Below are 14009 nucleotides of genomic sequence, written 5' to 3' on the forward strand. Positions count from 1 at the left end.
CGCACATCCCTTCCCAGCGCATCCCTTCCCCTGCGCGTCCCTCTCCCCGGCGTGCCTCGCCGCAGGCGTATCCCACGCACGCCTGCCCTTCGCCACCACCGCCATCCCACGCACTCCCGCGTATCCCATCCCAGGCACGCCCTCCCCTCCTCCTCGGCCACGCCGCACTTCCCTCCCCCGGCGCGTCCATCCGCCGTTCCTTTCGTCCGCCACCTCCATCCCATGCACTCCCGCGCCACTCCTCCCGAGGCGCATCCCACAACTGCCCGCGTCGTAGCACCCAGGCCGCACCTTCCTCCACGTGTGCCCGTCGGAGATCTCTCGTGGCCAAGCCCACACCCCCTACCGGCCACCGCACCAGGCCCCCATACCCTGCGCCATGGCGGCTCGGGGAGGGGTTGGGGGAATCGTGGGGTGTGGGAGAGGCCGGCCGTACATCATGGGGGTCTGACGCCGGTACCTTTGGACAGCGGGCGATCAGCGGAGGAGATGTGATGAGCGATCTGGGCCACGTGCTGGTGCTGGCCGGCGGACTCTCCTACGAGCGGGAGGTGTCGCTGCGCTCTGGTCGCCGGGTCAGCGAGGTGCTGCGGGCGGCAGGCATCGACGTCGAGGCCCGCGACACGGACGCGTCGCTCGTACCCTCGATCCTGGCCGACCCGCCGGACGCCGTGTTCGTCACGCTGCACGGCGGAGCGGGCGAGGACGGCGCGATCAGATCGGTGCTCGAGCTCCTCAACGTGCCGTACGTGGGCGCCGACCCTGACGCGTGCCGGGTGGCGTTCGACAAGCCGACGGCCAAGGCGGTCATCCGATCCGTCGGCCTGCTCACGCCGGAGTCAATCACGCTGCCCAAGGAGACCTTCCACGACCTGGGCGCGTCGGTGGTGCTGGCCAGGATCATCGACCAGCTCGGCCTGCCGCTCTTCGTCAAGCCCGCCCGCGGCGGTTCCGCGCTGGGCGCCTCGATCGTCCGCACCGCCGAGGAACTCCCTGCCGCGATGGTGGGCTGCTTCGCGTACGGCGACACGGCCCTCATCGAGCGCTACATCGACGGCATCGAGGTCGCCGTTTCCGTGGTCGACCTGGGCGAGGGCCCGGTCGCACTCCCGGCCGTCGAGATCGTCCCCGACGAAGGCGTCTACGACTACGCCGCCCGCTACACCGCCGGACACACGGAGTTCTTCGCCCCCGCCCGCCTTTCCGACGAGGCGGCAGCCGCCTGCGCCGAAGCTGCCGTAACGGCCCACACGGCACTAGGCCTCCGCGACATCTCCCGCACGGACCTCATCGTCGACCCCGAGGGCCGCCCCCACTTCCTGGAAGTCAACGTCGCCCCCGGCATGACAGAAACCTCCCTCCTCCCCATGGCCGTCGAAGCCGCCGGACGAGACCTGGGCGACCTCTGCCGCGCCCTCCTCCAATCCGCCGCCCACCGCTCGCGCCCCTAACCCTCCCCCCAGAGGTACGGCTCCCGCCGCCTCCAGAGGTACGGGTCCCGCCCGCCCACCCACGCCCTCCCCAACGCCGCTCCACGCCACCTGAATCCGCGGAGCCCGCGCCGCTATTGCGCCCGATCCCCATGTGGTGAGACCGTCACCCAAACCCGCGCGCTTGCCTGACTCCCCACAAGCTCGCGCCACGAGGGCTTGCCTCAACGTCCGGATGCCTCCCACGCGATCCCCAATGCCCTCCAGCCTCGACCCCGGATGCCCCCGCTCCGCGCGGACAGCCCCGCGCTAACCCTGGACACCTCCTACGCCGCCCCTGGACGGCTCCCCCTGATCCCACATGGCCTCCGGCCCTGACCCCGGACACCCCTCGCTCCGCCCCGGACACCTCCTGCGCTGACCCTGGAGGCACTCCCGCCCTGATCTACATCCCTGCAATCGCCCGATCCCCTGAGGTAGCGTTCCCCGGGCGTAGCGTTCCTCGGGTGTAAGGGCCCTTCAGGCTCCTCCGGACCTAGCGCCCTTCTTGGCGTAGCGGCGGTGAAAGTAGCCTGGCTCTGTGCTGATCGATTCGACTTACCCCAAGAGCTTCGCCAGCGACAACCATGCCGGCGTCCACCCCACGATCCTTCAAGCCATGGCGACGGCGAACGAGGGCGACGCTCCCGCGTACGGCGGCGACCGATGGACGGCCGCGTTCCAGGAGCGGGTGAAGGACGTGTTCGGCCTGGGCGCAGAAAGCTTCCCGGTACTGAACGGGGCCGGCGCCAACATGGTCGGTCTGGCCCTGATCCTCGGCCGCTACGACGCGATCATCTGTGCCGACAGCGCGCACATCGCCACGCACGAAGCGGGCGCGGCCGAACGACTGCTCGGCGTGAAGCTCATCACCGTCCCCACCGACGATGGCAAGCTCCGCCCTGCCGACATCACGAGCCGCCTGGGTGGCATCGGCAACCCCCACGAATCGCAGCCGACCGTAGTCTCCATCTCCCAGGTGACCGAACTCGGCACCTGCTACTCCCCCGCCGAGATCGCCACCCTCGCCGAGACAGCACACGCATCCGGCCTACGACTCCACGTGGACGGCGCCCGACTGGCCAACGCCGGCGCGTACCTCAACTGCGACCTGAAGGCCATCACCACGGAGGCAGGCGTAGACGTGTTCAGCTTCGGCGGCACCAAGAACGGCGCCCTGGCCGCCGAGGCGGTCGTCGTCCTCGACGCCTCCCTGGCACACGCCGTCCCGTTCCTGCGGCGCCAGTCCCTACAGCTCGCGTCCAAGATGCGCTTCATCTCCGCCCAACTTTCGGCACTCCTCGCAGACGACCTCTGGCGCAAGAACGCCACCCACGCCAATGCGATGGCCAAGCGCCTCGCCGACGGCCTCACCGACATCCCCGGCGTCTCGATCGCCTACCCGGTCCAGTCGAACGCCGTCTTCGCCGCCATCCCCCACGACGCCAGCGCGACCCTCCTGGAGCGCTACCTGTTCCACTACTGGGACGAGACAACGGACGTCGTCCGCTGGATGACCGCCTTCGACACCACGGAGCAACACGTCGACGACTTCCTGGAAGACATCCGCAAGGCGATCCCCGCGTAGCCCACAAGAGCCCCGGTTCACCACGGCTCCGGTTTCACGTGAAACATGCCACGGCCTGAATCATTCGTTGCCGCATCCGGCCCCTCTTGATCCTCCGCCGGAATCCCCTGACGGTTTCACGTGAAACCACGCCAAGCCAGCGACCGCACGGGCTCTGTTTCACGTGAAACCGCAACTGCCCGAGAGCGCCCAATCCCAGCCACGTTTCACGTGAAACACCCTGCCGCCATGCCCCAAGCTCGGCCTCATGGGGATCAGCACCGGCCCGAGCTCTGCCCCTGCAGAGCCAGACTCCTGAGGTTGGTAATGCCACGCACCGCAAGGCGTGTGGTGACCCGAGCCCCAGACGTCGGTGATGCCCCCCGAAACCAGCGGGCCCGTAGTGGCTCTCTGCTGCGCGGTCGGTAGCGGTGCGGCGTCGAGGCGCGTGTCGTAGTCGGGTAGGTCGAGGGGGGTTAGGCGTCGAAGCGCGTGTGGTGGTCGGCCGCGTCGAAAGGTTAGGCGTAGAGGGCGAGTGGTGGCTACTCGTCGAGACTGCGGAGGGCGCGGGCGGCCTCGGGGGCCATGGTGCCGATGATGCGCTCGAGGTCGTCGATCGTGGCGAACTCCACGACGATCCGGCCCTTCCGCCGACCCAGGTCCACCTTCACCTTGGTCTCGAAGTGATCCGAGAGGCGGTCGGCGAGATGGGTGAGGCCGGGCGCGGTGGGGCGGTTGGCCTGACGCTCGCGGGGCGCGTTCTTGGCAGCCTTGGCACTCCCCATGGAGACGATCTCCTCCACGGCACGCACCGAGAGGAGTTCCGCCACGATGCGCTTGGCGAGCTGAACCTGCTCCTCCGGGCTCTCCAGGCCGAGGAGGGCACGGGCGTGTCCCGCGCTGATCGTGCCGGCGGCAACGCGGAGCTGGACCTCAGGCGGGAGGTTGAGGAGGCGGAGCGTGTTGGTGATGTGAGAGCGAGAACGGCCGACCTTCTGAGCCAGCTGCTCGTGCGTCGCCTGGAAGTCGTCCAGCAGCTGCTGGTAGGCGGCCGCCTCTTCCAGAGCGTTCAGCTGCTCCCGCTGAAGGTTCTCGATGAGGGCGTCCAGGAGAAGCGCGTCGTCCTGCGTGTTGCGGACGATAGCGGGCACCTGCTCGAGTCCGGCGAGCTGGCAGGCGCGCCAGCGACGCTCCCCCATGATCAGCTCGTACTGCCCACCGCCCACCGAGCGCACCACGATCGGCTGGAGCAGCCCGACCTCCTTGATGGAGGCGGCCAACTCCTGGAGACGCTCCTCGTCGAACACCTCACGCGGCTGGCGCGGGTTGGGGACGATGGCGGTGAGGCTGACTTCCTTGAAGTACGCCCCGGCGATCGGCTTCGGACCGCTGTCGGCCGCCGAGCCGTTCGCGGGGGCCACAGTCCCGGTGCCGTCAACGATAGGACCGGTCGGAATGAGCGCCCCGAGACCCTTGCCCAATCCCCGCCGCTGCTGACTCACTGCGTCTCCTCATCCACCCGGCCGACTCCGGTCACTCCTGGAGAGGTTACCGTCGCCAGCCCAACCCGGTGTCCCCTCACCACACCCGGTTCCGCCGGATTTACCCACCCGCCCTCCGAAAGCCCACAAAACCCACCCCTCCCCACCCCCAACTCCACGCTCCCGTGCCGCCGCGCGGCTCAGGAGCAAGGCATAGACGCGAGCAACGCGCGGCGCGGAAGCAGGGGGCGCAGGCGCGAGCAGCGTGGGGCTCGGAGGCTCGGGAAGCCCGGACGCGGGAAGCGCGAGGAGCGCGGACGCGGGCAAGCCAGCTCGGGCAATGCGGGTTCAGGCAACGCGGACGCGAGCAACGCGGACGCAGGCAACGCGCGAGGCGGGCGGAGGAAACGCGGGCGTGAGCGAGGAGGGCGCCGGCAATACACATGCGGGCGCGGGAACCCGGGGAACGCGGGGAATGCGGGGAACGCGGGGAACGCGGGAAACGCGGGCGCGAGCGAAGCGGGCGCCAGCAAATACGCATGCGGCGCGGGGAGCGCGGGCGGGCGTGCGGCGCAGGCATGGGGCGCGCGGACAACGTGGGGCGCGGACAACGCGGGCAGGCGCAATACAGAGCGAGCGGGGACGCTGGAGCGCCGACGCGGGCGGCACGGAAGCGGGCGTCGCGGGGCGTGGGCGCGGGCGGCGTGAAAGCGTCAAGGCGGGGGCGGGGCGCGCGACTTGGATACGGGCAAGGCAGGTAGGCGCGCGCGATGCGGATGTAGGCAGCGAACTAGGGAAGCCTGGCGCGGTCAGGCGTGGGCTGGGTAGCCGGGTGTGCTGAGGCGGGGTGGGAGGAGTGTGTGAGGGGGCGGCCGCGCGGTGGCTTGGGAGGTGCGGCGGCGGAGAGGTTTGGCGGGCATAGGCGCCCGCGCGGTGGGCTGAAATAGACCCCGCGGGTGGGCTGAGGTAGGTGCCGCGTGGGAGGGCTGAGGTAGATGCCGCGCGGGTGGGTTGAGGTAGGTGCCGCGGGTGGGCTGAGGTAGGTGCCCCGCCGGTGGGTTGAGGTAGGTGCCGCGCGGTGGGATAAGGGTGGTGGGGTGGTGAGGGGAATGGTTAGGCGGGGGTAGAGCGGAAGGCTATTTCGCGGGCTGCGTCGAGGTAGGCCATGGCGCCGCTGGAGCCGGGGTCGTATGTCATGACCGACTGGCCGTAGCTGGGCGCCTCCGAGAGGCGGACGCTCCGGGGGATCACCGTATTGAGGACCGTGTCGCCGAAGTGGGCGCGGACCTCATCGGCGACCTGCGAGGCCAGCCGCGTCCTGCCGTCGTACATCGTCAGGACGATCGTGGACAGGCTCAGCGTCGGGTTGAGGTGAGCCTTGATGAGGTCGACGTTGCGCATCAGCTGCCCGAGCCCTTCGAGCGCGTAGTACTCGCACTGGATGGGGATCATGACCTCGTCCGCCGCGACGAGCGCGTTGACCGTCAGCAGGCCGAGCGAGGGCGGGCAGTCGATGATGATGTAGTCCAGCTCAATCGCGTCAAAGGCCGTGAACGCGCGACGCAGGCGCGCCTCCCTGGCCACCAGCGACACGAGCTCGATCTCGGCGCCGGCGAGGTCGATCGTGGCGGGCGCACAGTAGAGGCCCGGCATCTCCGGCACCTCCTTGACGATGTCCGCCATCGGGAGGTCGTCCACGAGCACCTGGTACACGTCCGGAATGTCACCGCGATGCTCGGTGGCCAAGGCCGTCGAAGCGTTTCCCTGCGGGTCGAGGTCCACGACAAGCACGCGCTGGCCATTCATCGAGAGAGCCGCGGCGATGTTGACCGTCGTGGTGGTCTTGCCGACGCCCCCCTTCTGGTTGGCCACGGCGATCACACGGGTCTTGCCAGGACGCGGCCAAGCCCCACCGGAGGAACCGCCGGACTGGACACTTGAGTCAATGACCTCGCCAGGCATGGGGGCCGTCTGGGTCGCGGATGTTTCACGTGAAACCACTGAGCTAAGCGCCTCTCGTACCAACGGCGAATCACCGGGGTTCAGGGGGGTCTGGGTCACGATTGCCATCCTTTCAACCAGAGGCATGCTGGTGCCGGGAATTCGCTCTCGCGACACGCCCATTTCGGGCCATCCAACCCCGGTTGGACTTTCGGACGGAGGGCTGTCCGGCCAGCCAAGCCCGCTCGACGCGACCGGCACGACCGTCACCTCCTTCGTCGCCGCCTCCCACGCTCCGGCGGGCGACCCGCCACCACCCGAACCAATGTCGCGGGCGGCTCGACCTTACCGCGCCCGACGGTCACAAGCTCAGCGGATCGGACCCCAGCGCTCTTCAACTGAGCCTCCGCCTCAGCAAGCTCCCCCGCCGCGCGCTCCCCCTTCATGGCAATGAGCTCGCCGCCTTCGCCCAGAAGAGGCAGGGACCACTTCAGCAACCGGTCAAGCGGCGCGACAGCACGGGCGCACGCGACGTCGAACTCCCGCTTACCCGCCAACTCCTCCGCCCGACCGCGCAGCACCTCCACGTTGTCGAGCTTGAGCGCATCGACGCACTCCTGGAGGAACACCGTACGGCGGAGCAAGGGCTCGAGCAGCGTCACGGACAGATCGGGACGCACGATGGCCAGCACGAGGCCAGGCAGCCCGGCGCCGGAGCCGATGTCGACCAGGCGGACGCCCTCGGGGATCGCCTCCTCGACCACGGCGCAGTTGAGCAGGTGCCGGTCCCAGATCCGCGGCACCTCGCGCGGCCCAAGCAGCCCTCGCACGACGCCCGGGCCCGCCAGCAGATCGGCGAACGCGTTGGCCTGTTCCCAGGCCTCGCCGACGAAGACCTCCCGCGCGATCTCCGGCGGCGGAGGTAGCTCATCGCTCACTGGTTGCTGGCCCTTTCTGAGGTCCGGGTTCGGCGGAATTCGCCCTCTCGCAAGGGTACTGACACATCAACGGCTTGGTCACACACAGCCCGTACGGCGGGCAACCGCCACCGACCGCCCGCCACACTTCGGCTCAGGACCCGCGCCCGGCGCTCGCGGCGAGTCGGGGCCTCTTGCCCGCCGTCACGGCGCTTCGTAGAGCAGGCACCCCGGTCGCCGGCTTCCCACCGCACAGGCGCCGGAAGACCACCGCACAAAGTCTCACCGACCCCGGCGCGGAAAGGCGGGACGCGGTTCGCACACGGAAAGGCGCAACGCGGATCCCGCCTGGAAGGGCGCAACACGGCTCCCACTCGGAAGGGCGCGACGCGGGTCCCGGTTCGGTGAGGCGCGATATGGGTCCTCGCCCGGTGGGCGCGGCCTGGCCCCGCGCAGTGAGGCGTGACGCGGGCCCGGCCCGGTGAGGGGCGACCTGGGCACCATGTAGTGAGGCGCGACCTGGGTCCCGTCCGGCGGAGCCGTACACAAGAGCCACCCGGACATAAAGGCCCGCCGTACGCAAAGCCCGTCAAACCTAAAGCAAGCCGCACAAACCAACGGCCGCCAGCCCAGGAACCCTGGGCGGGCGGCCGATAAAGAACGTGTCAGGCCGGAAGGACGACGACGTAGCGGTTGGGCTCCTCACCCTCGGACTCGCTGCGAAGCCCGGCAGCCGCCACCGCATCGTGGACGATCTTGCGCTCGAACGGCGTCATCGGGTCCAGCGACTGCGGCTCCCCGCGATCCTTGACCTGGGAGGCGATCTGGGTGCCGAGCTTGGTCAGCTCCGCCCGCCGCCTTTCCCGGTAGCCGGCGACGTCGAGCATCAGCCGCGACCGCTCCCCCGTCTGCCGGTGCACGGCCAGCCGGGTGAGCTCCTGGAGCGCCTCGAGGACCTCGCCCTCACGCCCCACCAGCTCGTTGCCCTTGACGCCGACGACGGAGACGAGCGCGCGGTCGCCCTCGACGTCCATGTCGATGTCGCCGTCGATGTCGGCGATGTCCAGCAGGCCCTCGACGTAGTCGGCCGCGATCTCGCCCTCCTGCTCGAGCGCGCTCACATCAGGAGCCTTCTCCTGCTCGGCCTCGGTCATGGCCGGCCTCTCCTTCATGTTCAAGACTTCTTGCTGCCGGTGCGCTTGCTGCGGGACTGGCGCTGAGGCTGCTGCCTGATGATCTTAGGCTCCGGCGGCGCCTGAGGTGCCGACTCCTCGGAAGTGTCGCTCTTGCGCAGCTTGGCGATGAGGCCGGGCTTGGGCTCGACCGGGATGGCGTTGCCCTTGTCGTCGAACTGCGGCATCGGGTGCCGGCTGTAGAACCAGTGCTGCTGGCCGAGCGTCCACAGGTTGGTGGTCACCCAGTACATGATCAGACCGAGGGGGAAGTTCAGGCTGAAGAAGGCGAACAGCGGAGAGATGTACATCAGGATCTTCTGCTGCTGCGCCATCGGGTTGTCAGGCATCTGCGCCATGGAGCGCGTGACGCTCTGCCGTACCGTCAGGAAGGTCGTCAGCGAGCTGACGGCCACGAAGCAGCCGATCACGATCTTCTGGGAGACCTCGGGAGCGCCCCAGAACGTCTCAGGCAGGTACGCGCCGAAGATCGAGGCGTGCTTGGCGCTGTCGACCAGCTCCTGGGACATGCCGAACTTCGCCTGGTCCGCCGCGATCGCACGGAGCACGGTGAACATGGAGATGAAGATCGGGAACTGCGCGACGACAGGGAGGCAGCCGCCCAGCGGGTTGGCGCCGGCCCCCTGGTAGAGCGCCATGACCTCCTGGTTCATGCGCTGCTTGTCGTTCTTGTGGCGCTTGCGGATCTCCTGGACCTTCGGCGCCAGCTCCTGCATCTTCCGCGACGAGCGCATCTGCTTGAGGAAGAGCGGGAAGATGAGGATCCGCATGCAGATGGTCAGCGAGATGATGGTCAACGCCCAGGTCAGCCCACTGTTCGGATCCAGCACAGTGCTGTAGAACGAATGGATCTGGGTGATGACCCAGGCGACGGCTGTGTACAGCCAATTGAGCCAGGACAGCTCCACCGAGCTAGCTCCCTTGCGTTTCGTGGGACCGAACCGGGCGTGGGGGCACCGGGTCTATACCTCCGGGATGGAATGGGTGGCACCGCCCGATGCGCCGGACAGTCAGCCAGGTGCCGCGCAATGCTCCATGTACGGCTATCGCCTCGAGTCCGTAGGCACTGCACGATGGATAGAAGCGGCAGCGCGGACCGAGCATCGGGCTGATGAAGGCCCGATAGAACCGAATCGGGATGATCAAGATCCGAGCGGGTAGGCTCGGCACCCCTTGCGGTTGCTCCGTCATCTGTCGCACATCCATCAGGACTCGCGCCGCCCTAGTAAACGATCCAGCGCGACGTCGAGTTCGGCGGCAAGCTGCTCGTGTCGCGCAGACGCGGCCCGTGGATTGGCGCGTACCACAAGCAGGCTACCTCTCGGAAGCCGGTGCAGTCGGTCTCGCATCAGGTGTCGGAGGCGTCGCTTGACCTTGTTGCGCACCACGGCGCCACCCACGGCCCGACCTACCACGAAGCCAACCAATGGGTCTTCTTCCCCACAAACGTGGAGATGCACCACCAAAGTGGGCCGGCCGACTCGCTTTCCGCGTTTGACAGCGGTGGCGAAGTCCTCCCCGCGTCGCATGCGGAACTCTCGCGTTAGCACAGAAGACGCCTATCGCCCGCCGGCGAGAATCACCGGCGGGCGGACGAGGTGGATCCGGCTCGGGGCGATCAGGCCGACAGCTTCTCGCGGCCCTTGCGGCGGCGAGCAGCCAGGATGGCGCGACCGGCCCGAGTGCGCATGCGCAGCCGGAAACCGTGGGTCTTCGCGCGGCGGCGGTTGTTCGGCTGGAAAGTACGCTTGCTCACGGGTGGGCTCCAGGCTTGACGCTTAGACACAGGAATGACCTGTCACGGGCCGCCCCAGCGGGCATGCGAAATAGCCGTCGCGTGACAAGCCGACCGTCGTACGTTACGGGTCGAGCATGGCCTAGGTCAAACTGAGGGAACCGGCGCGGACGGTTATCCACGTTTCCACATGTGAGTTTTCCACCGCTGGGCTCACGTCCACAGTATGTGCATCGAGGTGCCACTAGGCTGTGGACAACGTCTTGAACACAGGTGTGCACACAGATACTGTCGGGCCTTCCGGACCCGCTCTACCGCTGTGCACAGCTTGTGGATCTCCTGTGGAGAGCTTGGGGATCATGCGCGGGCGCCGCGTTGTGGACGGAAAGCCCGGGAGCCCGAGTGGGCAGCCGCCATGTGTGGATAAACGATCGCGGGGGGCCGCGAGAGGAAGGAGGGGGAACCACGGCATGAACGGTGGTGACCTCGGCGCGGTCTGGGCGCGAGCCCTGGGAAACTTCCTCAACGACAGCGTCCCCATCCAGCAGCGCACGTGGCTGGCCATGGTGCGCCCGATCGCGCTGGCCGACGACACGATCGTGCTTGGCGTCCCCAACGACTTCCTCAAGGACCTCATCGAGGGCAAGCTGCGCCCGCTGGTGGCCCACGCGCTGTCGCAGGAGCTCGGCAGGAACATGCGGCTGGCCGTGATGATCGACACCACGGCTCCCGACCAGCGTGGGCCCGACCCGCATCCCCAGGCTGTGACTCAGAGTTATCCCCAATCCCCAGAGCCGCAGCCGCGTTTTGCACAGCCCCCGCAAACCCCGTCCTACCAGGCCTCGGAGCCTCCGCAGTTCTACAGCCCACAGCCCGAGCCGCCGCAGATATCCACTGAATATCCACAGCCGCAGTTCGGTTTTGAACAGCCCCAGGTCGACAAGCCCGAGCCGAATCGCTGGGAAGCGAAGAGCAACAAGCCCAGCGAACCGGCCAGGCTTAACCAGAAGTACACATTCGAGACATTCGTCATCGGCGCCAGCAACCGATTCGCGCACGCGGCCGCAGTGGCGGTGGCCGAATCGCCGGCGAAGGCGTACAACCCGCTGTTCATCTACGGCGATTCCGGGCTGGGGAAAACTCACCTGCTGCACGCGATCGGCCATTACGCGCAGTCCTTGTACGACGGCGCGCGGGTGAGGTACGTGAGCTCGGAGGAGTTCACCAACGACTTCATCAACAGCATCCGCGACCACAAGGCCGACGGCTTCCGCAGCCGCTATCGCGCGATCGACATCCTGCTCGTGGACGACATCCAGTTCCTGGAGGGCAAGGAACAGACGCAGGAGGAGTTCTTCCACACCTTCAACACCCTCCACAACGCCAACAAGCAGATCGTCATCTCCAGCGACCGCGCACCCAAGCAGCTGATCACGCTGGAGGACCGGCTGCGCAACCGGTTCGAGTGGGGCCTGATCACCGACGTCCAGCCGCCCGAGCTGGAGACGCGCATCGCGATCCTCAGGAAGAAGGCCATCCAGGAGGGCCTGGCCGCGCCGCCGGAGGTGCTCGAGTACATCGCGAGCCGGATCTCCACCAACATCCGCGAGCTGGAGGGCGCCCTGATCAGGGTGACCGCCTTCGCCAGCCTCAACAGGCAGGGTGTGGATCTCCAGCTGGCCGAGGTGGTGCTGAAGGACCTGATCACCTCCGAGTCGGGTCCCGAGATCACGATCGCCAAGATCATGGACATGACCGCCGAGTACTTCGGCATCAGCATCGACGACCTGTGCGGAACCTCCCGCAGCCGCGCTCTGGTGAACGCCCGCCAGATCGCCATGTACCTGGCCCGGGAGCTCACCGACCTGTCGCTGCCCAAGATCGGTCAGCAGTTCGGCGGCCGCGACCACACCACGGTCATGCACGCCGAACGCAAGATCCGCTCGCTCATCGCGGAACGCCGGTCCATGTACAACCAGGTCAACGAGCTGACGATGCGCATCAAGCAGAACTCTCGCGGATCCTGAGCTTTATGCACACCCTGTGGAAAACGCTGTGGATCAGCGGAAACGCCGGAGACGGCGGGCCATTGGGTGGCATTCGTCCAAAATTCTCCTGCACAGTGCCTGGGGATAAGGGTGGGGACACCTTGGGGAGAACCTGGGGACTACTCGTGGACGACTTGTGGACGCCCTGTGCACACTCTTCTGAGCGGTCACGGGAGTCCCTTTTACCCCGTGGACAACCGGTGGAAACATGGTGGATAGCCAGTGGATGAACCCCCCAAGATCTGGGGACGGCCTGTGTGGATCGGATCGTCATCCCCAGCCGCCACAGTTCTCCCCAGGCGTCACCCACATGTGGAGTGGATGAAAATCCGCCCGCTGACCAGCGGAAACAACGGCTATCCACAGTATCCACCGCCCCTACTGTGAAGACCACACATCTCTCTTACTAAGAAACTCAAGACCCATAGAGGGGTTCTCCCGGAACTCAGGTGCGGGAGAGTGAACACTTGAGTCAACGACGAACAGCAGGAGGCTGATGACCGTGATGTTCCGAATCGAGCGAGACGTCCTCGCTGAGGCGGTGGCATGGACGGCCCGCAGCCTCCCCGCGCGCCCGTCGGTGCCCGTCCTGGCGGGGATGCGCCTGGAGGTCACCGAGGAACAGCAGCTGAAACTGTCCGGCTTCGACTACGAGGTCTCCGCCGAGGTGACGCTCGAGCCGCAGACCGGTGAGGCGGGCGTCGTCCTGGTCTCGGGCAAGTTGCTCGCCGAGATCACCCGCGCCCTTCCCGCACAGCCTGTGGATTTCGTGATCGATGGCGCCAAGGCGATCGTCACCTGTGGCAGCGCCCGCTTCACCCTGCTGACCATGCCTGTGGAGGACTACCCCTCCCTGCCGGCGATGCCGCCGGCCGCCGGGCGGGTGGGCAGCGACGTGTTCGCCTCCGCGGTGAGCCAGGTCGCCGTCGCCGCGGGCCGCGACGACACGCTCCCGATGCTGACGGGCGTCCGGATGGAGATCGACGGCGACACCGTGACCCTCGCCGCCACGGACCGCTACCGGCTTGCCGTACGGGAACTGAAGTGGCAGCCGGGGCAGCCCGACCTCGCGACCGTGGCGATGATCCCCGGCAAGACGCTCGCCGACACGGCCAAGGCGCTCGGCGCCACCGGCGCCGAGGTCGAGATCGCGCTCAGCTCCGCCGGCGGCACCGGCGAGGGCATGATCGGCTTTTCCAGCGCGGGCCGCAGGACCACCACGCGCCTGCTCGACCCCGAGTTCCCCAAGTACCGCTCGCTGCTGCCCACCGAGTTCTCCGCGCGCGCCGACTTGTCCACAGGCCCGTTCGTTGAGGCCGTCAAGCGCGTGGCGCTGGTCGCCGAGCGCAACACCCCCGTACGGCTGGCCTTCAAGAGCGGCGAGGTCGTCCTGGAGGCGGGAAGCGGCGACGAGGCGCAGGCCGTCGAGGTGCTGCCTGTGGATTACGAGGGCGAGGAGATGAACATCGCCTTCAACCACCAGTTCCTGCTCGAGGGCCTGGGCGCGATCGACTCCGACGTCGCGCGGCTGCAGATGACCACCTCGACCAAGCCCGCCATCCTCACCGGCGGCAAGCCTGTGGACGACGACGCCACCCCCGACTACCGCTATCTGATCATGCCGATCCGCCTGTCAAGCTGACCTGTGACAGGATCCC

12 protein-coding genes are annotated in these 14009 nt (G+C 67.8%); 4 read left to right on the plus strand and 8 right to left on the minus strand.

Going from position 1 to position 14009, the window contains the following annotated elements:
• Window positions 1–494: 494 nt before the first annotated feature.
• A complete protein-coding gene (locus KIK09_RS12350; protein ID WP_214319089.1) occupies window positions 495–1451 on the plus strand; it encodes a D-alanine--D-alanine ligase family protein in 957 nt (318 codons plus the stop codon).
• 559 nt (window positions 1452–2010) lie between these two features.
• Window positions 2011–3057, plus strand: a complete 1047-nt coding sequence (locus tag KIK09_RS12355; RefSeq protein WP_214319091.1) for a threonine aldolase family protein — start codon at window positions 2011–2013, stop codon at window positions 3055–3057.
• A gap of 521 nt (window positions 3058–3578) precedes the next feature.
• Here the strand turns inward: KIK09_RS12355 and KIK09_RS12360 are convergent.
• From KIK09_RS12360 to rpmH, 8 genes are all read right to left on the minus strand, one after another.
• Entirely contained in the window at window positions 3579–4538 is a 960-nt protein-coding gene (locus KIK09_RS12360; RefSeq protein ID WP_214319092.1) for a ParB/RepB/Spo0J family partition protein, read from the minus strand.
• Window positions 4539–5630: 1092 nt separating this feature from the next.
• Complete coding sequence (locus KIK09_RS12365; RefSeq protein ID WP_214319628.1) at window positions 5631–6479, minus strand: ParA family protein; 849 nt, start codon at window positions 6477–6479, stop codon at window positions 5631–5633.
• A 245-nt stretch (window positions 6480–6724) separates the two neighbouring features.
• Entirely contained in the window at window positions 6725–7396 is a 672-nt protein-coding gene (gene rsmG / locus KIK09_RS12370) for a 16S rRNA (guanine(527)-N(7))-methyltransferase RsmG (RefSeq protein WP_214319100.1), read from the minus strand.
• A gap of 644 nt (window positions 7397–8040) precedes the next feature.
• A complete protein-coding gene (locus tag KIK09_RS12375) occupies window positions 8041–8529 on the minus strand; it encodes a Jag family protein (protein ID WP_214319629.1) in 489 nt (162 codons plus the stop codon).
• A gap of 20 nt (window positions 8530–8549) precedes the next feature.
• On the minus strand, window positions 8550–9476 hold the full coding sequence (yidC, locus tag KIK09_RS12380; protein ID WP_214319102.1) for a membrane protein insertase YidC: 927 nt from the start codon (window positions 9474–9476) through the stop codon (window positions 8550–8552).
• A 4-nt stretch (window positions 9477–9480) separates the two neighbouring features.
• The gene (yidD, locus tag KIK09_RS12385; protein WP_214319103.1) at window positions 9481–9759 is read right to left on the minus strand and encodes a membrane protein insertion efficiency factor YidD; all 279 of its coding nucleotides are present in this window, start codon (window positions 9757–9759) and stop codon (window positions 9481–9483) included.
• A gap of 14 nt (window positions 9760–9773) precedes the next feature.
• Entirely contained in the window at window positions 9774–10118 is a 345-nt protein-coding gene (rnpA, locus tag KIK09_RS12390) for a ribonuclease P protein component (RefSeq protein WP_308164046.1), read from the minus strand.
• A gap of 68 nt (window positions 10119–10186) precedes the next feature.
• Window positions 10187–10324: a 50S ribosomal protein L34 gene (rpmH, locus tag KIK09_RS12395; RefSeq protein ID WP_043614899.1), complete on the minus strand. Its 138-nt coding sequence runs from the start codon at window positions 10322–10324 to the stop codon at window positions 10187–10189.
• Window positions 10325–10773: 449 nt separating this feature from the next.
• Between rpmH and dnaA the strand changes: the two genes are divergently transcribed.
• Together dnaA and dnaN are read left to right on the plus strand one after the other, a co-directional pair.
• Window positions 10774–12330: a chromosomal replication initiator protein DnaA gene (gene dnaA / locus KIK09_RS12400; RefSeq protein ID WP_214319108.1), complete on the plus strand. Its 1557-nt coding sequence runs from the start codon at window positions 10774–10776 to the stop codon at window positions 12328–12330.
• Window positions 12331–12853: 523 nt separating this feature from the next.
• Window positions 12854–13993 carry a DNA polymerase III subunit beta gene (gene dnaN / locus KIK09_RS12405; protein ID WP_214319630.1) on the plus strand — a complete coding sequence of 380 codons (1140 nt, stop codon included), beginning with the start codon at window positions 12854–12856 and terminating at the stop codon, window positions 13991–13993.
• The last annotated feature ends 16 nt before the right edge of the window (window positions 13994–14009 follow it).

This window comes from Nonomuraea sediminis (assembly GCF_018531495.1).
GTDB classification, from domain to species: Bacteria; Actinomycetota; Actinomycetes; order Streptosporangiales; family Streptosporangiaceae; genus Nonomuraea; species Nonomuraea sediminis.